Source organism: Myxococcus sp. AM010 (genome assembly GCF_013372585.1).
Classification (GTDB): Bacteria; Myxococcota; Myxococcia; order Myxococcales; family Myxococcaceae; genus Myxococcus; species Myxococcus vastator.
This window is the reverse complement of record NZ_JABXEO010000110.1, coordinates 1-21,227: the sequence shown is the minus strand read 5'-3', so window position 1 is coordinate 21,227 and position 21,227 is coordinate 1. Positions and strand designations below refer to the sequence as shown.

Below are 21,227 nucleotides of genomic sequence, written 5' to 3'. Positions count from 1 at the left end.
CTATTCGTCGGCAGCGTCAGATGTGTATAAGAGGCAGCGCACGAGCATGGCCGTCCCATCCAGGTGGGCCAACGTCATCGGCTCCGACGTCCCTCCCGCCTTGCCCCAGTCATGCACCGCGGACAGCGCCAGCGTGTACTGCATGGGGTACGGCTGGCGGCCCACGAGGAGGTGCTGCACGTCCAGCACGACTTCCGCCCCCATCAGCCGCGCGCCCAGCACATCCGAGGCGAAGGCCTCGACGTACAAGGGCCTCAACATGCCCGTCACCACGGCGCCAGCCGGGTGGTAGTCGGGGTTGCCCCGGTTGTTGTAGCGGCGCACCAGGTGCCCGGATAGCAGCGTGTACGACTCCAGGGCGCCCACCCACACGAAGTTCGGCGCGTCGCCACCCACCATCAGGTTCTGCACCACCTGGCCCCAGTCGGAGAGCTCGTCCCAGTCCTCCTTGCGCACCAGACTGCCCCCCGCCTCTCCGCCCCACAGGCGTAGACGCACCGGAGCGCCCAGCTCGACTTGGAGGAAGCCTGGCTTGACGACCTCCAGCCGCGGATGCACCTGCAAGAAGCCTTCATCCGTCCCTGCCCCACGGCGAGGCAGCAGCGCCCATGTCGTGGTCTCCAGGCTCAGCCGGTTCGCCCAGCCAGAGCCCGAGCTGGACGAAGCCGGCTCCTCCTCCACCAGGGCGTCCCCCTCTTCAACCAGGGCGTTTCCCTCGTCCACGGAGGGCTCGAATAGCGCGTCTCCCTCTTGCTCAATGAGAGCGGTGTCCTCCTCGGCCACGTAGTCTTCAGGATAGGCAATCTCTTCCGCCCATCCCGCTCCGGGTAACACCAACAGCAACACGACGGCCCAGCGCATGGACATCGACGTCTCCTGAGAAGGCCCCGGCGGGGGCAAAGGACAGAGGTTTCCCGTTCAGTCCGGCAGGGCGCCGGGCTGCGGGTGAATGCATTGCATTGAGGGAGTCGCCGGCAGGCCGACCGGGCGAAGCGACAAACAGACGAGTCACGTCACGGCGCCAGGGCAAGGCCCGGCTCCGCTCATGACTCCAAACGCGAATTGGGCTGACCGAGGAAGGGCTCCTCAGCGCCCGTCAGGCACGCGGCCCAACGAAGCGCAGACGGCCACTCGGCGCACGACGACCGCCAGCACGCGCCTCACATGGCGGTGCGGGAGATCCTCGGCGCAGCGCGAGAGCCCAACGCCGACTTCGAAGCGGAGCTAGGAAGGTGGCTCAGGCGCGTCGCCTTCCGGGCGCTCTCCGCAGCCACCAAGGAAGCGCGCAGTTACGCGCGCGCACTCCAGCACAGTGAGGAACACATCGCCTCCAGGGCACGCCAGAATGGACTAGACCAATAGGTATAGTCTATTGGACCCTAGATTGGCATTCGGTACAAGCCCCAATGCAGGAAACCCACGAAAGGACTTGGAGGTGGTGCCCGCAGGGTTAAGGGAAGGTGACGTTGCCCAGGGTGACGGTGCGCCGCCCATCCGCGTCCCAGAGCTTCAGCGTGAAGGGGCCTTGAGGAGACTCGGATGCTGCCTCGGCCTCTACCACCACACGCGGGCCAACCGAGCCTGGGGCAACAGGGCCAGACTGCCAGACTTGAAGCACCTTCAGCTCCTCGTTGGCTCTGCCCCTGAGCGTCGCCCCCACCGCTGTCCACGGTTGGTCATCACCCCGCGGCACGAGGAAGACCTCGACGGCCACCCTGTGTGCGGCACGGTATGCATTGACAGCGTGTTTGGCTGCTGCTCCTCCTGGGGCCAGCGTCACACTCCTAGTCACGTCGCGGAACTCAGCGCCCCGCCCACTGAGGACTTCCGTCGAGATGAGTCCCGTCAGCCCATCCGGAGCGCTTCGCTCCGCGCGTAGGCGCTCATTCTCCTCTCGGCATTTCTCAGCCTCGATGCGCGCCTGCCGGACTTCCTCTTGGTACGTCTCGACGCTCCTCTTGCGCCGATAGACTTCGACATGAGCCTCCGACCGTGCGGGGTGGGCGACCAGGACAAACGTCGCGCTCGCCGGGGCCGCGCCATCCTGGAAACGCACTGTCAGCTTGAGCCGTTCTCCCGCCGAGATTTTCTCTGACGGGATCAGGCGCAAGACAGTAAGCCCAGCGTCCACCAGCGCGAAGCGCTCGCGTCCCTCGAGCGTCAGCCCCTCTCGACTCACCTCCGAATCAAAGAGGAACATCGTCGAAAGTCCTGGGCTCACCGCCACTTCAACTGCTGGCTGAGCATCATCCGAGACCAGCTCGATTCGGCGAACGCTCAGTCCCACGGTGGTTGCGGGCGACTGCGCCAGGGCCGTCCCCTCCCCTACGAGGAGGAGGAAAAGCAGCACGGCCGACACGGAATGATGCACGCGACGTCTCCCCTACCAAGCCAGCGGCGACACCGCTGGCGACTCACGGGCGTCTACTCAACAGCGACAAGTCATTCAAACTCACTCACTGCCTTGACGAAGACGGCAGAGTACACGCGAGCCTTGCCCGTCTCCCCTCCGCCACCCTCTATCTCCAGTCCGCGGTTGCGAGAGGTGTCCAGCACTTCCAGGCACACGGGGAAGCTCTCTCCGCGAAATCGCGCCCGCGTCAGTCGGACATAGACGCGGTCGGCAATAGTGAGTCGCCCAGACAGCGTGGCCTTGTCCCCGCCCAGGATGATCTGTGCAGTGCCGTCCCTCACCGTTACGACTTTTTGGTCCCCTCGGACGAAGCTCGCAGCCTCGTAGTCTCCACTCTTCATGCCCAGCTTCCTCATGCCCTCCACAGAGCCTGCCGGGCACGGTTCAGGGTCGGGAGCCGGGCGCACCTGGGGACCGGAGCACGCGAACGTGGTGCAGAGGGCGGCCGTCGCCAAGGCACTGCTGACGCTCCTCGTGGCCTTCTTGGCAGGCACCGGCGGGGAGGTCGGGGAGTCACTCTTCGTCGTCGTCGCGGTGGCAGTCACCTCGGGAAGCGTCGCGGGGGGAGCGACGGCCGCAGGTGTTGCCTCCGGCCCGGTGGGAGCTGCGGCCGGGGCAGCTTGAGGTTTTTCTATATATGGCGCTACTTCTTGGCCGGTGACAGCCTGCGGCTGCGGTGAGTCCGTCCGCAGTGAGAAGTACGCCCCCGACGCGAGGGTCATGGCCAGCAGCCCCGCGCCCAGCACACGCCCCAGCCGGAGTCGCGAAAGAACCGAGGGCCGCCCTGCCTCGACGCCGGGGGCCACGAGCGCTGCTTCCAGCGCGCCGTCCGCCTCCATTGCGGCTTCCGCCCCCACCCCGGCATCGAGCGCCAAGCCCGGCAACTGCGCCTCCACAGGCCGCGTGGCCGCAGGTACGGGCGGGGCCTCGGGTGGCAATGCCGCGGGCCTGCCTTCGCCTGGGACTTCCGGCAGCTCCGGCCCCGGCGGCTTGCCACGACGCATCTGGCGCAAGGGCCGCTTTGCCCACCGCTTCAGCGCGTTCCCCTCGCCCTCCGTCGTGGCCGAGTTCGGGCCATATGCTTCGAACAAGGGCGTGTCCCACGCCTCCCCCTCCGCCCCCGACAGGAGCTGCTCCAGGGCCGCACAGACAGCGCTCGCGTCTGGACGTGCAGCAGGGTCCTTCTCCAGCAGCCGCATGCACAACATGCCCAGCCGCTCCGGGACGAAGCGGTTGACGTGGTGAGGGGGCACAGGCGACTTGCTGATGACACTCCGGATGTAGTCCTCCTCCGTCCCCGCGTCGAAGGGCAACCTCGCCGTCAGGAGGCGGTAGAGGACGGTGCCCAGGGCCCACATGTCATCCGAGGGGGCGGACACGTAGCGGGCGCCCGTCTTCTGGCCGAGGTACTTCTGCAGGAAGAGCCAAGCCTCGGGGGGCCGGTACTCCATCGTCCCTGGCGGCAGCATGGACTGGGTGATGCCGGAGGGGGCTCCCGCGTAGTCCCCGATGCCGTAGTCCACCAGCACCGCCAGGCCGTCCGCGTCGCGCACCATGACGTTGGCGTCCTTCACATCCCGGTGCACCACTCCCGCCTCGTGCGAGGCCTTCAGCGCCCGCGCCATGTCGAGCGTCACCTTCGCGATTCGCCGGGCCGAGGGGTTCTCATCCTTCACCCACGCGCTCAGCTTCCGCCCCTCCACGTACTCCATGGCGATGAGGGCGAAGTCGCGCTCCTCGGCTTGCCAGTAGGTGAAGCCGCGAATGCCCACCACGTTCGGGTGCGTCAAGCGCAAGAGGATGGAGATTTCCTTCTCCACCCGCCCCTCCACGCGCTGCCGCTCCACGAGCTTCAGTGCGCAGGGCTGCCCGTCATTCGTCGCGAGGTACACGGTGCCGAAGCCACCTCGGTCCAGTTGCCTCACCACCGTGTAGCCCATCACCGAGTCCCCAGGGGACAGCACGGCTGGGGGGCCGTTGTCCCTCATGGCGACTTCCTCGAGACTCTGTAGGACAGCAGGACTGCGGCCACGCGCATGCGACTCCCTCCCAGGCGCCGGCCCACGCTACCAGAAGCCCGGGGAAATCGTGCGAAGTCTTATCCCACCCCTGACCACTCCTCCCGGGAGATGTCGGCCCGTGCCAAATGGTGAAGTCAACTAGACTATTGGGTATAGTTTCACTGGAATGCATATCCCACTTGATGTCCGCGACTTCGCCCTTACGAAGGAGCCCGCCCGCCCCCTGCCCAGCGTCATCAGCGACACCCTTCGCGCGGCCCGCCTTCGCGCAGGACTGAAGCAGACAGAGGTGGCCCACCTCATCGGCATCTCCCCCGGCGTCTACAGCCGGCTCGAGCGCGGGCGAACGCTCCCCAGCGTCCGGACGCTGTACCGTCTGTGCACCGTCCTCGAAGCCTCTCCCAATGAGTTGCTGGGCTATCCCGATGCACTGCCGCCGGACGTCGTTGCTGCCGCGAAGGACGCCCTGCGACGCCGTGTGCACCAGTTGGACGGACGCCAGGCCCTTGCTCTCGTTCAGCTTTTGTCGGGCGTGCGTTGATGGAATCGTACTCCCTTGACAACGCGCAACTCAGGTATACTCCCTTGTACCTATGAACCAACAGCTCGCAGCGCACCTCGGGAGTATCGCCCGCCTCGCTCGGGAACAGATGAGTCTGACGCAGGTCCAAGTCGCTGAGCGCGTGGGGCTGGCCTCTGCCGTCTACAGCCGGATTGAGCGCGGGCAGATGATTCCCAGCGTCGAGACACTGAAGAAGCTGTGCATCGAGTTGATGGTCTCCCCGGAGGACCTGATGGGCCTCACCGAGTCCCCCAGTAGCGGGAGTCCAACTCGGCCGGACGACGATGTGACGCTGCGGCGGCTGATCTTCTTGGCGAGGAAGCTCGACGCGTCGAAGCTGGACGCCCTCGTCCGCATCACCACCGAGCTGGCCCGCTGAAGCAGCGCCCCGAAGACCCTGGCCCCCTCCAGCGTCAGGCGGATTGCGGCCGGTGCTCCGGCGTCTCCGAGCAGGGAGCAGGCCCGGCGTGCAGGGCCCCATGCCTCGAGGCCCTGCATCGGGGCACGCGCGCCCCCAACCCGAGCGGCTCCGGCGATGACGGAGCGCCTCCCCGTCCGAAGGAGGAGGCACCCCGCTACGCCGCGCCGCGCTCCGCCAGCTCCTCATTCACGTCGGCGAGCTGCGCCTCCAGGGCTTTCTTCCTCAGTTGGAGGCGGGCCACATCGTCCAGCCCCGCTTCCTCGTCGAGGCGCCTCTCCCTCGGAGGGTCTGGCTCCAAGTCCTCACGCACCTCCACCGTGAGGACGTCGCCCGCACGGATGTCCTTGGCGTAACACCACTTCAGGTGCTCGCGGTACTCCCTGCCCACGGAGCCCCCAAGGTGGAGGTCCACCTCCGGGTTGTCGCGCGTCTCATCATCGGGGCGGCGCACCCACGTCAGAATGGTGGAGACGACACCGAAGCCCGACACCCCCGCGGTTGCGACGTGCCGGCCATTGCGCAGTAGGCGAAAGCAGAGCATTGGCGGCCTACACCTTCTTCGGGAGTCCCAGCTCGTGCTTCTCCAGCCCATCCGGGTAGAGGCCGGCCTCGCCGAACTCCACCTGGTCCCGCAGCACCCCGCCTTCGGATACCACGAGGGAGGCCTCCTTGGCGGCCTCCGCGCGCCCATAGGGCGCACGGAGCTGGGCGTGGGCGACGCCCCGCAGCGCATCCCGCATGTCGGCCGCCGTCGCGAAGCGCTCCTCGGGGTTGAGGCGCAGGGCCTTGTGCAGCACCGCCTTGAGGTCCTCATTGAGGTGCGCCACCGCCTTCTCGACGACGTCCGGGCCGAACGTGTCCATGAGGGCCTGCATCTGCTGCAGCGGCAACGTGGGCGGCGACTCCGTGACAAACCGGCTCTCCTTCGCCACCACCGGGACGTCGTGCACCTCGAAGAGGTGCTTGCCCGCAAGGACTTCCACCAGCAACACCCCCAGGCTGAAGACGTCGGAGCGCGGCGTCAGCCCTTCCTTGCGCAGGTACTCCGGAGAGGCGTAGGCCACGTCCCCTCGCAGCAGATTCTCCGGCGACTCCTCCCGCCCCACCATCAGCGAGAACGCCGAGCCGAAGTCCAGCACCTTCACCTCTCCATGGAGGCCCAAGGCGATGTGCCTAGGACTCACGTCACGGTGGACGATGCCCAGGGGCACGCCCTTCTCCGACGTCAGCGTGTGCGCGTAGTGCAGCGCATCCGCCACCTCCGCCCCCACGTACAAGGCAAAGCCCTCTGAGAGGGGCTTGCCTCGCACCAACGCCGCAGTCACCAGCGTCTCCAGCGAAGGCCCACCCACGTACTCCATGACTGCGAAGGGCACATCCGCATCCTCATCCACCTGCATGTGGAAGACTTGAGCGATGTTGGGGTGGTTGAGTCGGAAGGCCAACTGCACCTCCTCAATCAGCCGCGTGCGCATCATGAACGTGGAGGGGCTGGCAATCTGGCGAACCAGGCAGGGGCCGGCCAGGACTCCATCCGCCACTCGCCGCTCCGCCTTCAGGAGCTTCTCACCATTCGACCGCACCTCAAGCGCCCCCACCGCCTCGTAACGGACGTCATCCACATAGAAGAGGAAGCGCGGCGAGCTGGGGCTGGGCGGGGCGGGGGGGCTGGGCGGTAACTCTTCCGTCGACACTTCATCTTCCGGACGCTTCGTCATGGCTGTGAATCCTCCTGAAAGAGGGGCGCGGCCCCACGGACACCAAGGTTCGCCGTCGCGGGCCACTCTCCCGAAATTGCGAGGTCTAGTTAACTGGACCGTCGAATTAACATGACCTTTGGGAAGCTGTGAAGCCCTCTACCACTCGCAGCGGACGGGCCACCCTCAAGTGCGCCTATCCCTAAGCAGGGTGAAAGAGACCCCAGCTTTGGCCTCACGCGCCGAGCTGAGACAGCCTGCAAAGGAAACATACATCGTGAGCGAACCCGCTGACTGGAGCCCCTTTCGCGAACTTGCACGTCGTGTCCTCACCGAAGGCGCGCGCCTGCACCTCACAGAGGAAGTGAAGGCACTGCTGAAGCGCACGGCCACCGAGGTGGGCATCCGCGACACCGAGGCCGAGAGCGCGCTCGCCACGGAAGCCGGCGCGTTAGGCCTCTTGCGCGAGGCGTCTCGGCGCATCCGTGAGGGCTCCCACAGGCTCATGGACGCGCTGCACCGCATGTACGAGCACAAGGACAAGGGGGACTTCGACAGCGCCCGCCAGGAGATGCGGAACGTGCTCGCAGTGGAAGTCGTGCCCTACTACCGCACCCTCGCCCAGGGGCAGCTCGACAACATGGCCAACGAGCCGCCACAAGGAGCGCGGAAGGCCCTCACGCTGCGGGGTGTCGGGCGAAGGCGTCTCCCGCGCCCTTGAGCTGCATGCCGCAGGAGCGCCCTCCAGAGAGGGCGCTTCGCGGCCCAGAGTCAGGCGGGCGTCACCTTGTCGAAGGGGCGCACCACCTGCTTGCCGTCGGAGACGCGCGCCACCGTCACCGTCTTCGCCTTCTCGTCGACGGCCTTCACCGTCGCATTGAAGGCGCCCCGCCCTTGCTTGTAGCGCACCTCCTGTCCCACCGCGAAGGAGACGGACGCCTCGGGGCTGGGGCTGGGACTGGGGGCTGCGACCGTAGCGGTGCGCCCCGCCGCGCGCGGGCGCCCGCGGCTCTTCTGGGGCGCAGGCCCGGCCCGCGTGGGCTTCGGCGCGGACTCCTCCCTCGCCCACTTCCGCACTGGCACCGAGGGCGTGCGCTTCGGCGTGGACGCGGGCGCGGGTGTGCGCTTCGACGCGGGAGGCGGCACGGGCGCGCGCGGCGGCGCGGACGCCGCGCGAGCCGAACCGGACTCAATGCCCAGGAATTGAGCAACCTTCCCCAGCAGCTCCACCTGCCGCTCCAGCAGCTCCACCTGCCGGCCCATCGTCTTCTCCACCGCCTCCGCTACCGCAGCCTGGATGATGCCCTTCATGTCGCTCTGCATGTGTCTTCGCTCACTTTCCGCGCGGGGCGTACAGCCCGCGCACTCTCAACGCGGACAACAATTCAGCCTCTTGCACTCACGCTACACCAAGGAGTCCAGGCATCCGGACTCCCGTCTCAGAATGAAGCCTTCACCTCTCTCCAGCGCTCACGCTGCGATTCCCACGTCCCCGCGTGTGCAATGGCCCGAAGGCCCCGCTCGCTGAGGGGCTCCTCTCCCTCCACTGCCTCAAGGAACAGCACCTCCTCCTGGATGTCAGGCGCCAGCAGCAGCAAGTCCAGCAGGTGCGTCACGCGCGCTCGGGTAAAGCCGAGTTGACCTGCGACGTCCGCTGCGCTCGCCACGAGGCCCCGCGCAATGGCCGACTCCACATGGTGCGCCAAGGCCAACATTCGCGCGGCGTGTGCTGGCCGTCGTGCCGCCTCTCGCGGCGGGGGTGGTGCCCCCCCTCGGAGGCGTACCTTCGCGCGACGCACGCGGTGGAAGTGCGCGCTGACGAGGCCGGCCTCCGCCGGCTGGGACTCAGGGCTCGCGCTCACGCCGCCACCTCCTGGTGCCTATTTGCTGCGCCCTCACCCGCGTGAGCCATATGCACGTCGACCTGGCCCGTCGCCTCGTTCACCACCACCCGGCCAACGAGGGCCCGCAGCAGACGCCCCCGATTCGTGGAGGAGAGGGCGTCCCACACCGCATCGAATTTCCCCAGGGCCTGGGCCACCCACGCAGCCTCCACCTTCTCCCCCTCAATGGCGTCCAGGGCGCGCTCAACCTCCGCCAGCCGCTTCCTCATGCCGGCGACCTCCTCTTCCGCGGCCGTCAGCTTCTCCTCGACGAGGCGCCGGGCTGGGCCCTCCAGCTTGGAGAGGGAGTCCACCCACTTCCTCGACTCCCCAGCACGCTTGGCCAAGTCCCTCGGCAACTGCGCGCGCTCGGCGCGCAGTGCCTGGTGCTTCTCCTCCAACCGCGCAGTGAGGCGGGCATGCACCTGGGCGGCGAAGCCGTCACCTACCGAAACCTCCCGGAGCTGCGTGACGACGAAGTCTTCCAGGGCGGCTGCCGGAAGGGGCGCGGCCCGGCATCCTTCCTTCCCCTGCTTGTCCCGGGTGACGCAGCGGTAGTAGCGGTACTCGCGCTCGCCCTTGCGCGTGCTGCCGGGCGTCATCGCCTCGCCGCACAGGCCGCAGCGCAGCAGCCCTCGCAGCACGTAGTCGGGGTTGCGCCCGTGGTACTGAATGCCGGGGCCCTCCAGCATGTCCTGCACCCGGTGGAAGGTGGCCCTGTCTACGAGCGCCGGGTGCTCGCCCGGGTGCATCTCGTCGCCATACGGCACGAAGCCCGCGTACAGGGGACTGCGCAAGAGGCGCAGCACGTCCTGCGTCGTCCACTTCCGCGCCGCGCGCGTGGCGCCACTCTGCGCCTCGTACCGCTTCGTCGTGCGCCCCTTCTCGTTGAGGAGGCGCGCCACCGCCGAGGCCTGCTGGTGCTGGAGGTACAACTCGAAGGCCTCCCGCACCACCACCGCCTCGTACTCGTTCACCACGAGGCGCTTCTCCTTCACCTCGTAGCCCAGCGGCGCGCGACCTCCCGTCCACTTCCCCTTCCGGCGCGCGGCGGCCACCTTGTCCCTCGTCCGCTCGCTAATCATCTCCCGCTCGAACTCGGCGAAGGACATCAGCATGTTGAGGGTGAGGCGCCCCATGGCGTCCGCCGTGCTGAAGTTCTGCGTCACCGAGACGAAGGAGGCGCCCGCCGCGTTGAAGCGCTCCATGACGCGCGCGAAGTCGAGGAGGCTGCGGGAGAGGCGGTCCACCTTGTACACCACCACCACGTCCACCCAGCCCGCGTCCACGTCCTGCATCAGTCGCTGGAAGGCGGGCCGCTCCATGTTCGCGCCGGTGAAGCCGCCGTCGTCGTAGCTCTCATCCACCAGCACCCAGCCGGGCTGGCGCTGCACATAGGCGACACAGGACTCTCGCTGGGCGTCCAGCGAGTTGAACTCCATCTCCAGGCCCGCCGCCGTGGACTTGCGCGTGTAGACGGCGCAGCGCTTCGCGTCCGAGGGCGCTGGCTTGCTCTTCCTCATTTCCCCTCCGTCCCGGCTGGCGTTGTCGGATGCACTGGCTCGGCGCTCGTGGACTCCTTCTGCCCGGCGAGTTGCTCCGCCATGGCCACCAGTCGCTCCATGTTGTCGTTGAGGCGCTTCAGCTCACGGACGAGCGCCGGCATCGTCCCCTCGTAGAAGCGCTGCCCCATGTGCGTCTGAAAGAAGGCGGGGCCGCTCATGACTTCACCGCCTTGGAGCCGCCGGCCTTGAGACCGAAGAAGGTGAAGCCATTCCAGGCCGTGCCCGTAATGAGTTTGGCCACGCTGGAGAGGCTGCGGTGGAGCTGGCCCTCGAATTCAATGCCGTCCTCGCGCACCGTCACCCGGTGCTGCGCGCCCTTGAACACGCGCGTCAGCACCGTGCCCGGCGGAGGCAGGCGCGCGTCGCGTCCGTCCGCAGCGGGTGCGCGCACGTCGGCAGGGACTGAAGGAGGCGGCGCGGAGGGCTTCGTCTCCTCCACCTGCCGCATCCTCCAACGCTCGGGCAGCTTGTCGCCCAATTCCGAGATGCGTGTGACAGCGCGAGCGGAGAGGCTCCCTTCGGCCAACTCCTGAATCCGGAAGGCCATGCGCTTCTTCAGGTAGTCCCGGTTCCGGCTGCGCGTGGGCTCGCCGTACAGCTCCAGGTACTTCGCCGCCAAATCGGGCACGGACATGCTGGCCAGAGCGGCCAGTTGCTGTGGCACGTCCGCCAACTGCGTGCGCGCGACACGTGCAGTCCCCTTCTTCGCCATGGTGGTTTCTCCTTCGTCCGGGGCGGCACGCCCTCGGGCGAAAGCCATGGACGCTCTGTCCCCAGAAGAAGACAAGTCGAGAGTCTGCGGCTCAGCCATGCGCGCTCTCCTCCGCGCTCCACGCGGGCGCCTGTCGTTGCGGCTGCGCATGTCGACGCAGCCACAGTTCCCAGAGGGCCTCGGACAGCACGTCCACTGCATCCTCGCGGCGTTGCCGCACGGGGACTGGCCGCTCAGCCGCTACGCCCACGGGTCGACTTCCGTCGTCTCCTCGGGAGTCGAGGCCGTGTTCACCTCCGGCTCGCCCGCCAGTTTCTGGAGTGCGTACATCGTCCGCTTCTTGCGGTCCTGGTTCCTCACCACCACCCGCAAGTCGCCAAAGACTCTGTCCCTCGCCGTCTGCAGCGCACGGCCCAGGCGGCTCTGCTGCGAGCGGGGGCCGCCCTCGCCTCGCACCTGCAGCATCAGCTCGTCCTTCTCGCACAGCTCGTTGAGGCTGGAGACGAGCACCTCCTCCGCGCCGTGCGCCGCCCACCAGGCCTGCACGAATTCACGCCAGGACTCCCCCTCGACGTCCGCATTCGCATAAAGCTCGTCGAGGTTGCCGAGGAAGCCCTCCACTCCAGCCACCTTGAGGAGGCCGCCCATGACGGCCGCCCAGTGCTCGAAGGAGCCCAGCCGCTCTTTCCCCAGGGGCCTCCCCGCGGCAATCCACGCCTGCACGAGCGTCAGGGCCGCGCGCACCAATTCGCTCCGGTGCTCCTTCACCCAAGGAATAATCGGGTCATGCTTGAAGTCTGTCCGCGTCCAGGCCCTGTCCAGCTTGGGGTCGAGGCGGATGCGCACGGAGCGACGGGCAATGTCCTTTGAGAGCCTCGGGTTGTTGCCGGTGAGCATCCACATGGCGGCATTGGGCAGCGTCAGCTTCTGCGTCTTGCCCAGGAGTCGGTCCGTCCAGGACGTACTCGTCAGCATGGCGGCGAGGGCCGCGGAGGAGAGCGTCGCCTTCTCATTGGCGTTGTCGAGGAGGATGAGGGGGCGCGCCAGGGCGAGCTCGGCGGTGAGCGTCTTTCGAATCTCCTCTTCATTCTCAGGCAAGGTGCCAATGGCGCACGCCCGCCCCGTCACCACCCACGAGACGAGGTTGCACAACAGGCCCTTGCCGGAGCCGACAGCGGGCGCCTCCACGACGTGGAGAGGGGTGCAGCCCTCAATCATCCGCCGGACGAAGGGCAGGAGGACGGCGGCGAGGGCATGTGCCTTGTCGCTGGGGTGGGCGAAGGGGAAGTCCACGAAGACGTCGTCAAAGAAGAGGGCCCGTGCGGCTGCAACCTCCTCGGGTGTCGGCCGCTCGGGCACGTCGCCGAGGTGGAGGGCGGGGGTGGGCTCCAGCCAGAGTCTGTCCTCCCGGTGCAGTCCGGGCGTCAGGAGGAGCTTCCCGTCCTGGCCGAATACCGGCGTCGTAATGACGGCCTCCACGGGAGGGAGGCCCGGAGGCGGGTACGCGAGGAAGTCTCGCGCGACGTCCTTCGGCGGGAAGACGGAGTGCGGCCTGCCCTCGACTTCCGCTACCCACGTCGCCTCCCGAAGGAGGACTCCGTAGACGGCGGCCTCCGTCATCTCCGCGAGAATGGGCGCCTCCTTCTCTGGCTGCGCGAGCTGCGCGAGGGCGGTGCCTCGCACGAAGAGTGGCGCAGCTTCACTGGCGAAGCCCTGGGTGCTGGCGGCCCGCATGCGGCGCTCATTCGCCTGCACCACGGCTTGGCGTGCCTCGGTGACAATGGCCCAGAGTTGGCGGTTGCCCACGTTGATTTCCGGGCACTCGGCGGAGGCACGGCGCTGCGCCGTGGCCTCAGCCTCCTTCTGCGCCACCACCCCCTTGAGGTTGGCGTTGAGGGCCCGCCTCCGGAGGCCAAACTTCGCCGAAATGGCCTCCAGCACGACGTCGGCCCGCACGGCGGTGCACGTCTGCAGTGAGGCCAGGAGGGGCGCCAGCGCCTTGTCCAAGTCGGCCTTGGGCGCATTCTCTGGAATGCCGTCCAGCAGGTACTCCGGGTAGCCCCTCGCGCGGCCGAGGACTTCGTGGAGCGCCGCGGCGCCGTGCGTCGTCACAAGCGCGTTGACGTCCACCTTCTCGGTGTCCTGCGGACGTGGAAGCAAGGCAATGCACGCCTCGCGCCCCTCGGCCCAGAGGGCCGCGGCAGTCTCCCGCGCGCCCGCCTCTCCGGCGCCGCTGGCCTCGGCGTCATTGCAAATGACGACGCGCCTGGCGTCGCGAGTGAGTCTCAGCAGCCGGGGAATGTCCTGCTTGCGAAAGCGCGTCGTGGCCGGAGAGAGGCAAGCAATGCCCGCCTGCATGGCGCTGATGCAGTCGGTGACGCCCTCGGTAATCAGCAGCGTGTCGGCCTTGCGTGCCGCGTCCTCGTTGTAGAAGTAGTCGTTGCGGACGGTGGGCGAGACGTAGGGGTGCCGCTCCGAGTGAGTGAGGAGCTTCTTGTACTTGGCCTCCTCCCTCGTGTGTTGCGTCGCCCGGGCGATGAAGTAGACGACGCGGCCCCCCTTCCAGTACGGGAAGACGAGGCGCTCCCGGAAGAAGTCCTCGACGCGGCCGCCCGGCAGTTGGACGAAGAGTCCCGTCTTGAGGGCCGCCTCGCGGCTCGCGCCCAACGCCTCACGCAGGTGCGCGAAGAGGCCGCCGTCGGCCCACCCCAGCTTGAGGTTGTCCACCACCTCGTCGGTGAAGCCGTAGTGCTGGTTGAAGGACTCCTCGCGGAGTTTCGCGGGCAGGCGGCGGTGGTAGTAGTCGGCGGCGGCCGTGAGGAGTCTCTCGACATCGCGGCGCTCCACCAGCGCCTCGAGCTCACGCGCGTGGGACTCGTCATGGGGAGAGGGAGGAGAAATACCGACGCGCTCGGCCAGCCGGAATACCGCCTCCTTGAAGCCAACCTTCTCCCTCTCCTGGACGAAGTTGAAGACGTCGCCCCCCAGGCTGCCGCCGTTGGAGAAGTCGCGCCACGTCTGAGTGGTGGGCCACACCACGAAGGAGGGCGTCTTCTCCGGATGAAAGGGTGAGAGTCCCTTGAGGGTGCTGCCCGAAGGGCGCAACTCGACGTGGGCCCCGACGACGTCGGTGATGTCCGAGCGGCTCCGCACCTGCTCCACAAAGGCGCGAAAGCTCATGGGGCCTGCACCTTGGGGCTGTGCCTCGTCGCCGCGGCGTCCGGCCCTCGGCGCACGGCAGGTTGGCACGCACGTCCCGCCAGCCTGGCGCCGAGGCGCCGCTGCGCAATGACTGTTGGGAGGCTGAGGGCACGAGAGGCAGCGCGCCCCTCGTCCCCACGGCGCGCGGAGAAGGAGTCCTGCATGGGTTGCTTTCCGGGGACGTGTGGACGGGCTGACTCGCAGCACGCCCTCGCTTGGCGGCTCAACTCACCTCGGGCTGGCGCTCAGCAGTTTCGTTCCCAAAACGCCTGGTACTCGACTGCAACCTCTTCGACGAAGGTTTGCCACTCCTCGCCGCGCATGGCTGACACGTCCCCAACCTGCTGCATTCCGAGGTAGTGGTGGAGGAGGCGCTCCACCCTCTTGCGCGGCATGGTTTTCAGGACGTCAGAGAGGTACTGCACGAGGCGCGCGTTGGGCCGCCTTGCGCCCGCCTCGCCGCGGCGCGCCGCTTCGGCTTGCGTCGACGCGTCCACCCGGAGCTTCGCCAAGTCGTGAAGCGGCAGCCTCTGGAAGGCCTGCTGCTGCTCCGGGGACAGGCGGCGCTCGGGCTGCAGGGAGTAGCGCGTCTGCCACCAGTCCTTCGCAGCCCCGTGACGTTGGACTTCAACCGCCCACGTCTCAAGCCCAAACGCGTGCCGCATGCGCAGGACTTCCTTGAAGGAGGCAATCCCGTACTCCAGCACCTTCACCTCGCGCGTCTCGAAGAGGGCGACGTTGTGGGTGAATCGCAGCACGGGCTTGTGTCCCTCCACCTTCAGCCTCCGGGTGAAGGGGACGAACTTGTTGTCGATGAAAGCCACGTCGCGCGGGTGCGGCTCCCCGAGGAAGACGACGACGGCGCTGTCGCCGTCATACTCCAGCTTCAGCCAGGCGTCCCCGGCCTCCTTGGGCTGCTTCGCCAACTCCTGCGTGCGGCAGTCCTCCCTCGAGGGCTGCGCTGGGTTAGGGCTGGGCGTCTGGGTGAATGGCCTGGGGGAGTCGCTCTCGTCACGCATGCGTGCCTCGGGGCCGGAGGAGGTTGTGGCCGCCGCTGCTGAGGGGGCCGCTCCGTCCCTGCAGAGACAAAGGCTCGGTGCCCGCAATCGGGGACATGCCGACGCGCACGAATTTCCACCGGGGCCTTCGACTCGCCAGGTACTCAGGTTTTACTGGAGTCCTGGTGGATTGCCCCGCCTCCGGCAGCACCATGAGGAGGCCGCAGCGGGCCATCCAGCATGGAGGGGCGCTCCTTCATGAGGGCTGCGATGGCCTCTGCTGGACGGGCCTCATGCCCCTCTGCCTCGGACACGGGCGGAGTTCCCACCTCCTCCATTCGGACGCCCACGCTGCGCTCCAAAGGAAGAGGCCACGAGCACTCCACGAGGGGCTGGCCATGACTGCTCGGAACGATTGAGGAGTGCGTGGGCGAGGCAACCTTCGCGCCGAAGGGCGCGGACCGCTGTCTCCGCAGAAGCAGCTCTCGCTCGCACCAGGGCAACCCCAGCAGACGCATAGGGTGGTGCTCACTGGTGACGCGCAACCGGCGGTCCCAGTCCCCGCACGACAGGGGGCAGCCAGGACAATGAAGGCGGGGAACAGGAGAGTGAGTGGCCTCACTACCTACATTTCCCCCTCCGACTCTCGCATTCCTGCCGGACTGCCGGACTTCATGCCGGACTTCCCCTGCAGAAGTCCGGCACCAAAAACTGTAGTAACTACGAGAGGTTAGGCTCTCCTGCCGGACTTGCCGGACTTCCTCCCCCGTCCCTCCCCTTTACGGGGAAATATTTTCTGCGCGCTTCCCTCCCAAATTATTTTCCCTCGCGTACGTAAAAGTGGCTTTGAAGTCCGGCAAGTCCGGCAGAGTGACTCAACCCCATGAAGTTGTTACGGAAATTGCTGCCGGACTTCATGCCGGACTTCTGCCGGACTTTGGAGAAGTCCGGCAACTGAAGTCGGGGGCGGTGCCCTGCTTCAACTGGAGGTAGAGAGCGCATGGGTGTGACCTCGGCACATCCGGCTGCCCTGCCCTGGTTGCTGGATGCCAGGGACCGGCTCAACGGACTGCGTCCGGGTCGGCAAAACGGACCGCGACTTCTGCACTCTCAGGACTGGCCGCGTGCGCCCTGCTGCTCTTCGCCTGCACGCGGAAGGCGGGGCACGGACGAGAATCCGGCGAAGCTGCCCCTTGGCCCGCCTGAGCACCCGGGCTGCTTGAGCGGCAGAGAGGGTCTCCGATTCGCGCAGGTGACCCACGAGGATAGGGCGGCCTATGACAGCTCGAAGGCGCGGCTGTCTCGGCGGCTGAGCGAAGCCCGAAGCTGTTCGTCCAGGTTGGTCCAGGGCCAGCAAAACTCCCGCGCTCGGGGTAGTTCCCCTCCGACAGGCGCCCTCCCCCGCCGCCCCCGACTGAGAGCGCCCTCCGATAAGTGAACGCGGACACTTTCGCGTTCAGTTTCGCCGTTCACTTTCTCCGAGCCAGGCCGCGCCCGTTCACTTTCCCCGTGGAGCTCCGGCCTGGCACGCGGATGCACACGCCTGGCGCCACTGCCCCCGTCGTTTCGCGAAGTTAGGGCAGGCAGCCACCAGGTGCTCGAGCGCCGCGGTATTACTCCGGGCCTTAACTCGGGCCCGGAACCACACTTCGTCCAGAGGGCCGGACTCCTGCGCGCCGTTCACTTTCCTGGCCCGTTTGCCCGTTCCCCGCCGAAGCCCCGCTGGCCGCCACCTGGCGCGAGCCCCCGGGCAACCCCGCGCGCCGCGCCTGTCGCCGCGTGACGCCCCTTTCGTGCGCGCGTGTCCCCGCCCGCTTCGGGCCGCAGGCCTTTGCCCTCCTCGTGAGCCCCACGAGCCCCCGAGCTGCCCTCGAAGCCCCGGCCCTCCGCCCCGCGCGCACCTGGGCGCGCGTGCCGTTACCAGGGCCGAGCCGAATGGCCGGAAACAGGTAAAGGCGGCCATTCGGCGTCACCGCCCCGTCGCTGTTTCGCGCGCTTACGAGGCCCCCTGGTGGGCCGAAGCGCCGAGGCCAATGGCCGCTTTCCGCTGGTTGGCGCCACCTGCTGCCCACCACGCGCCCCTGCCATTCCCCAGTCAGCAGCACTGCCTGCCCGGCCGGGTGTCCCCTTGCCTACCGACGACGTCAGCACGCCTACCCCGCCTACCCACGACGCCAAGGTGGGGGGTGGTGTGTTTTTTCGTGGAGACGGTCTCGCCGGGGTGTGTACCTGGGGCCCTTTTTGAGGGAGTCACCTCCCAGAAAGTGAACACCCCGCCCCTGTTCATTTGCACTCGGTAAGTGAACGGCACGGGGTGTTCACTTTCGCCGGCTGCGCCTGCGCCTCGCGCAGTCCGCGCGGGCCCGGAGCACGGCCACCCCTCACCGCCTCCGCGCGGCACCACGGCCCAACCAGGGGCTCTCGCGGGCGCTCAGCGCGGAGGCGGCGCGCCCCATCAGCAGGGCAAGTCGTTCGTCACGCGCACCAGCTCGTCATCCGAGGGGTGCGTGTAGATGACGGTGGAGTCGATGCTTCGCTGCCGCGCGAACTTCTGAGTGAGGCGGATGTCCTTCGTCCGTCGGTACACCCCGGTGCATGCGGTGTGGCGCACGGCGTGGAAGTTCAGGTGCCGCTCCAGGCCCGCGCGCGCCTGCCACACCGCGAAGCCGTGGCGCACCTGCCGCGTGGACAGGCGCAGCCCCTTGCGGCTCAGGAAGAGCGGCGCCTGGGGCCCCACGCCGTGCCCCTGCGCGCGCTTGAGGCGCAGCAACTTCTCCAGCTTCGCGCGCACCGTGTCCGAGAGGACAACCTCCTGGGGGCGCGGGTGCCGGCGGCAGCCCTTGAAGACGTGCAACAGCACGTGCCGGCGTGCGCGCCCGCGCTCGTCGAAGACGTCCCCGACGTTGAGGGCCACCAGTTCGTGCTCACGCAGGCCCGAGGCCAGCGCGAGGCTGTAGAGGCAATGGTCCCTGAATCCCTCCTTGTGCTCCCCCGTGGCGCGCAGCAGCCGCGCCACCTCCTTCTCCGTGAGAGTGCGGGGTGCTCGGACGACAGCGGCATAGGCAGACATGGCGACTCCTTCGTGAAGAGGACGCGGCCATGCACGCTCTGTCGCCCCAACAAGACAAGTCATTAACCCCGCTGCGCATTCTTGAGCCGAGCCCCGCGCGGCCTCGGCCGTCCCCCGAGAGGAGTCGCTGTGCATCCGCTGGCCGATTTCAACTTCGAGGCACACCGCATCCGTGTCTCCCTGGACGAGCGGCACGAGCCATGGTTCGTTGCCGCAGACATCTGCGCGACCCTCACCATACCGAGCGGACATGACGCCTCAGGGACGACGAAAAGGGTCTGCGTACTGCGCAGCCCCCTGGCAGCCCGCAGGAGTTCAACTGTCTTCGTGTCCATTCCAAGGCGATCGGGAACTGTCCGATTGAAGTAAAAGCTACGCTAGGTCCGAGCAGCGACACCCGCAGCCTCCTGTGTTGTTCTCCTGAAATCTTCACCATACACTGCGGGCACAGCGGAAGGACCCCACCCCCGGAGCAGGGCATGGCCGAAGACGCGATCCTCACGCTCAAGGAGGTCATCAAATACCTCAAGCTCACCGAGCGGCCCCTCTATCAGCTGTCGCAGGAGGATCGGTTTCCGGGGTTCAAGTTCGGAGACTCGTGGCGTTTTCGGCTTCGGGATATCGAGGCCTGGATTGATGCCCAAACGGCCGAGGTCCAGCGTGATGGGAGACGCCAGTGAGGAAGCCAATCGCTCCGGATCACCAGCAGGGCTTCGCCTTCGCATCAGACGACCGGAGAGAGGCTGCCGCTGACAACGTGGACAATGCCCCTGGACCAGCGGCAGGAGATCCGGTCAGCGAAGGCTGGCCTGCCGATCTCACGCGTCGGCTTCGCGTTCTTCTTCACACGCTGCCGTTGGACGGTCTGCGCCGCAGCGACGCAATCCGCGACGCGGAACTCAGACACTACGACAGCCTGGCGCTCGCGCTCCGAGTACTGGACGTCGTGATCGATCGGCTCGGCCTGGAGGCAGAGTCGGATCGTGAGGCGGTGACGCGGGTCCTTCGGCCCGTCCTTTCCGCGATGGATGCCGCGGCTGGCGTCGATCCCTCGCCAGAGCGTCACGAGCGGATGCTTGACAAGCTGCTCGGAGGCCTCCGCAACGATGGCGACGCACGCCGTCCGTTCCGCGAGGAGTACACCTCTGTCAACGGCGCGGGCGCGGCGCTGAGGCACGCGCTCGAATTCCGACTCGTCTTCGACGCATTCCATCCCTCGGGTCGCACGGTTCTTCGGCCATCGGCCGAGGCCTGTAACCTCTACCTACGCCTACTCGACCTCGACGTTGAAGACGCGCAAGCAGCTGCCGAGGCCGTCGTGGAATCGCAGCTCGCGCGAGGCCGCTTCGAGGAGGCCGTCCACTCGGCGCGGCAGGCGCGGATCCAGTCCGTGCGCTTCCGGGACAAAGTCCTGCAGATCCTCCGCGACACACGTCGGGACGTCGATCGTGTAGACTGGAAGGTCGAGGTCCCCCGAATCCTGAACGAGTCGCTAGCTCATCTTGAGCGCCGCTTCGCGGTCGAACGTGGCATCTTGGGGGCGGCGGACGAGCGGCTGGAGGTTATGCCCGACGAGGAAGCGAGCTCTCGCCGTGCCGTCGCTCAGGTTGCGAACCTGACGCGTGACTGCCTACTCCGACACACCGAGCTGCACGAGCAGTTGCTCGGAGCTCACAATGTCTTTCTCGACGCCCAGGCTCGCCAAGCGTTCGCGCCGAAACCATCCCGTCCACTTCCACATCTCGCCGACGACGTCCTTGAGCCACTCTTGCGGATGCCGATCACTCGCGCTGTTCAGCTCCTCGACCGCGCCTTTCCCCTGTTCGTAGGCACACACCTTCCGGTGCTCGCCTCGCTCGAGGGGCTCGTCACGTGGATGCTTCAGCCACGGCGACCGCAACCTCGACAGGACATCGACGTCGAGCCCGTCGACGCAGCCGACCTGGATTCCGAGCTCCGACGATATCCACCTGAGGTGCGCGCGGCCGCGGCGGACTTCCTGAACGGCGACGGTGGCGAGGTCAGGCTCTCCGAAGTGCTGTCCAGGGCTCGTGCATCCGGTGCTTCGAACGCAGTCCTGGAAGTAATGGCGCTCCTCGTGCTGCAAGGCTTTTCGACCGAAGACCGCGACACCGCGCACGTCGCCGCAGAACCCATTGCTGGGGCCCAGCTCGAGGATCCGCTGCTCTATGGGGACGACCTACTCGTAAGCGCCGCTCGGAGGTCAGCGTGATGACGGCTCGTGATTCCGTGTGGCACGCAGGCCGGCTCGTTCAATGGGGCCTGAGACCGCTCGCACGTCCTGCCCAGGAAGCAGAGTATCGCGAACTCGTCGAGCACTACTTTGACGACAGCGCCTTTCGAACCACCGTGCGTGAACTCGCAGACGGCCTCGGGTTGCACGTGCTCGACGTCAGCGAACACGGCGTCGTGCTTGCGCCAATGGACGACTCCATCTTCGCGCTCAAGCCTGCGGACTTTCGCCCGGGCAGCTCGAAGGTCGACGATCGCCTTCTCGATGGACTTGCGCAGATCGCCATCGCCGCTACCGTGTTTCCGGTGAGCGTCAAGGTAGATGTCGCGTGAAAGGATTCAACCGATGCGCTTCAACTCCTGCACTGCCGGGGTGAGGTGCGGAGAGGGGCCGAGGCGGACGGGGCCCGCGGGCGTCCAGTCGCGCGTGT

The 21,227-nt window shown here is 67.3% G+C and carries 18 protein-coding genes and 1 pseudogene; 6 read left to right on the top strand and 13 right to left on the bottom strand.

The window, feature by feature from the left end; translation table 11 throughout:
• Positions 1 to 39: 39 nt before the first annotated feature.
• The 3 genes and pseudogenes from HV826_RS32715 to HV826_RS32705 all read right to left on the bottom strand — a co-directional run.
• Positions 40 to 867 (bottom strand): annotated as a pseudogene (locus HV826_RS32715) (hypothetical protein); the annotation flags it as partial.
• A 583-nt stretch (positions 868 to 1,450) separates the two neighbouring features.
• Positions 1,451 to 2,371 (bottom strand): DUF2381 family protein, encoded by a 921-nt coding sequence (locus HV826_RS32710; protein WP_176420969.1) that lies wholly within the window; start codon positions 2,369 to 2,371, stop codon positions 1,451 to 1,453.
• A 71-nt stretch (positions 2,372 to 2,442) separates the two neighbouring features.
• A complete protein-coding gene (locus HV826_RS32705) occupies positions 2,443 to 4,401 on the bottom strand; it encodes a serine/threonine-protein kinase (RefSeq protein ID WP_176420968.1) in 1,959 nt (652 codons plus the stop codon).
• A 199-nt stretch (positions 4,402 to 4,600) separates the two neighbouring features.
• Between HV826_RS32705 and HV826_RS32700 the strand changes: the two genes are divergently transcribed.
• Positions 4,601 to 4,975: a helix-turn-helix domain-containing protein gene (locus tag HV826_RS32700; protein ID WP_176420967.1), complete on the top strand. Its 375-nt coding sequence runs from the start codon at positions 4,601 to 4,603 to the stop codon at positions 4,973 to 4,975.
• Between the two features lie 52 nt (positions 4,976 to 5,027).
• The gene (locus HV826_RS32695; protein WP_020478959.1) at positions 5,028 to 5,375 is read left to right on the top strand and encodes a helix-turn-helix domain-containing protein; all 348 of its coding nucleotides are present in this window, start codon (positions 5,028 to 5,030) and stop codon (positions 5,373 to 5,375) included.
• Positions 5,376 to 5,571: 196 nt separating this feature from the next.
• On the opposite strand, the gene HV826_RS32690 is transcribed toward HV826_RS32695, so the two are convergent.
• Positions 5,572 to 5,958 carry a hypothetical protein gene (locus HV826_RS32690; RefSeq protein WP_170114711.1) on the bottom strand — a complete coding sequence of 129 codons (387 nt, stop codon included), beginning with the start codon at positions 5,956 to 5,958 and terminating at the stop codon, positions 5,572 to 5,574.
• 7 nt (positions 5,959 to 5,965) lie between these two features.
• Entirely contained in the window at positions 5,966 to 7,135 is a 1,170-nt protein-coding gene (locus HV826_RS32685; RefSeq protein WP_176420966.1) for a serine/threonine-protein kinase, read from the bottom strand.
• A gap of 256 nt (positions 7,136 to 7,391) precedes the next feature.
• Between HV826_RS32685 and HV826_RS32680 the strand changes: the two genes are divergently transcribed.
• On the top strand, positions 7,392 to 7,835 hold the full coding sequence (locus HV826_RS32680) for a DUSAM domain-containing protein (protein ID WP_176420965.1): 444 nt from the start codon (positions 7,392 to 7,394) through the stop codon (positions 7,833 to 7,835).
• A 50-nt stretch (positions 7,836 to 7,885) separates the two neighbouring features.
• On the opposite strand, the gene HV826_RS32675 is transcribed toward HV826_RS32680, so the two are convergent.
• The 8 genes from HV826_RS32675 to HV826_RS32640 form a co-directional block, all read right to left on the bottom strand.
• Positions 7,886 to 8,437, bottom strand: coding sequence for a PspA (locus HV826_RS32675; protein ID WP_176420964.1), 552 nt, complete (start codon positions 8,435 to 8,437; stop codon positions 7,886 to 7,888).
• Positions 8,438 to 8,553: 116 nt separating this feature from the next.
• Positions 8,554 to 8,730, bottom strand: a complete 177-nt coding sequence (locus HV826_RS37650) for a hypothetical protein (protein WP_255217530.1) — start codon at positions 8,728 to 8,730, stop codon at positions 8,554 to 8,556.
• Positions 8,731 to 8,972: 242 nt separating this feature from the next.
• The gene (locus HV826_RS32665) at positions 8,973 to 10,520 is read right to left on the bottom strand and encodes a recombinase family protein (RefSeq protein WP_176420962.1); all 1,548 of its coding nucleotides are present in this window, start codon (positions 10,518 to 10,520) and stop codon (positions 8,973 to 8,975) included.
• Positions 10,517 to 10,720, bottom strand: coding sequence for a hypothetical protein (locus HV826_RS32660; protein WP_002614573.1), 204 nt, complete (start codon positions 10,718 to 10,720; stop codon positions 10,517 to 10,519). The genes HV826_RS32665 and HV826_RS32660 overlap by 4 nt, the downstream gene beginning before the upstream one ends.
• A complete protein-coding gene (locus tag HV826_RS32655) occupies positions 10,717 to 11,274 on the bottom strand; it encodes a DUF2924 domain-containing protein (protein ID WP_176420961.1) in 558 nt (185 codons plus the stop codon). The genes HV826_RS32660 and HV826_RS32655 overlap by 4 nt, the downstream gene beginning before the upstream one ends.
• A gap of 240 nt (positions 11,275 to 11,514) precedes the next feature.
• The gene (locus HV826_RS32650; protein WP_176420960.1) at positions 11,515 to 14,454 is read right to left on the bottom strand and encodes a CHC2 zinc finger domain-containing protein; all 2,940 of its coding nucleotides are present in this window, start codon (positions 14,452 to 14,454) and stop codon (positions 11,515 to 11,517) included.
• A gap of 266 nt (positions 14,455 to 14,720) precedes the next feature.
• Complete coding sequence (locus tag HV826_RS32645; protein WP_255217529.1) at positions 14,721 to 15,494, bottom strand: hypothetical protein; 774 nt, start codon at positions 15,492 to 15,494, stop codon at positions 14,721 to 14,723.
• 2,434 nt (positions 15,495 to 17,928) lie between these two features.
• Positions 17,929 to 18,543, bottom strand: coding sequence for a tyrosine-type recombinase/integrase (locus tag HV826_RS32640; RefSeq protein ID WP_176420959.1), 615 nt, complete (start codon positions 18,541 to 18,543; stop codon positions 17,929 to 17,931).
• A gap of 479 nt (positions 18,544 to 19,022) precedes the next feature.
• Here HV826_RS32640 and HV826_RS32635 point away from each other — a divergent pair, with 479 nt between their 5' ends.
• From HV826_RS32635 to HV826_RS32625, 3 genes are read left to right on the top strand one after another with little or no spacing between them, the layout of a single operon-like run.
• Positions 19,023 to 19,223, top strand: a complete 201-nt coding sequence (locus HV826_RS32635; protein WP_176420958.1) for an AlpA family transcriptional regulator — start codon at positions 19,023 to 19,025, stop codon at positions 19,221 to 19,223.
• On the top strand, positions 19,220 to 20,776 hold the full coding sequence (locus HV826_RS32630; RefSeq protein WP_176420957.1) for a hypothetical protein: 1,557 nt from the start codon (positions 19,220 to 19,222) through the stop codon (positions 20,774 to 20,776). Before HV826_RS32635 ends, HV826_RS32630 begins: the two co-directional genes overlap by 4 nt.
• On the top strand, positions 20,773 to 21,129 hold the full coding sequence (locus tag HV826_RS32625; RefSeq protein ID WP_176420956.1) for a hypothetical protein: 357 nt from the start codon (positions 20,773 to 20,775) through the stop codon (positions 21,127 to 21,129). Before HV826_RS32630 ends, HV826_RS32625 begins: the two co-directional genes overlap by 4 nt.
• Positions 21,130 to 21,227: the final 98 nt, after the last annotated feature.

Excerpts from the sequence above, each read along its gene's own strand:
- HV826_RS32650 (WP_176420960.1), bottom strand. The coding sequence starts at position 14,454 with ATGAGCTTTCGCGCCTTTGTGGAGCAGGTGCGGAGCCGCTCGGACATC.
- HV826_RS32655 (WP_176420961.1), bottom strand. The coding sequence starts at position 11,274 with ATGGCGAAGAAGGGGACTGCACGTGTCGCGCGCACGCAGTTGGCGGAC.
- HV826_RS32700 (WP_176420967.1), top strand. The coding sequence starts at position 4,601 with ATGCATATCCCACTTGATGTCCGCGACTTCGCCCTTACGAAGGAGCCC.
- HV826_RS32685 (WP_176420966.1), bottom strand. The coding sequence starts at position 7,135 with ATGACGAAGCGTCCGGAAGATGAAGTGTCGACGGAAGAGTTACCGCCC.
- HV826_RS32705 (WP_176420968.1), bottom strand. The coding sequence starts at position 4,401 with ATGAGGGACAACGGCCCCCCAGCCGTGCTGTCCCCTGGGGACTCGGTG.
- HV826_RS32635 (WP_176420958.1), top strand. The coding sequence starts at position 19,023 with ATGGCCGAAGACGCGATCCTCACGCTCAAGGAGGTCATCAAATACCTC.
- HV826_RS32645 (WP_255217529.1), bottom strand. The coding sequence starts at position 15,494 with ATGCGTGACGAGAGCGACTCCCCCAGGCCATTCACCCAGACGCCCAGC.
- HV826_RS32660 (WP_002614573.1), bottom strand. The coding sequence starts at position 10,720 with ATGAGCGGCCCCGCCTTCTTTCAGACGCACATGGGGCAGCGCTTCTAC.
- HV826_RS32695 (WP_020478959.1), top strand. The coding sequence starts at position 5,028 with ATGAACCAACAGCTCGCAGCGCACCTCGGGAGTATCGCCCGCCTCGCT.
- HV826_RS32665 (WP_176420962.1), bottom strand. The coding sequence starts at position 10,520 with ATGAGGAAGAGCAAGCCAGCGCCCTCGGACGCGAAGCGCTGCGCCGTC.
- HV826_RS32675 (WP_176420964.1), bottom strand. The coding sequence starts at position 8,437 with ATGCAGAGCGACATGAAGGGCATCATCCAGGCTGCGGTAGCGGAGGCG.
- HV826_RS32640 (WP_176420959.1), bottom strand. The coding sequence starts at position 18,543 with ATGTCTGCCTATGCCGCTGTCGTCCGAGCACCCCGCACTCTCACGGAG.
- HV826_RS32690 (WP_170114711.1), bottom strand. The coding sequence starts at position 5,958 with ATGCTCTGCTTTCGCCTACTGCGCAATGGCCGGCACGTCGCAACCGCG.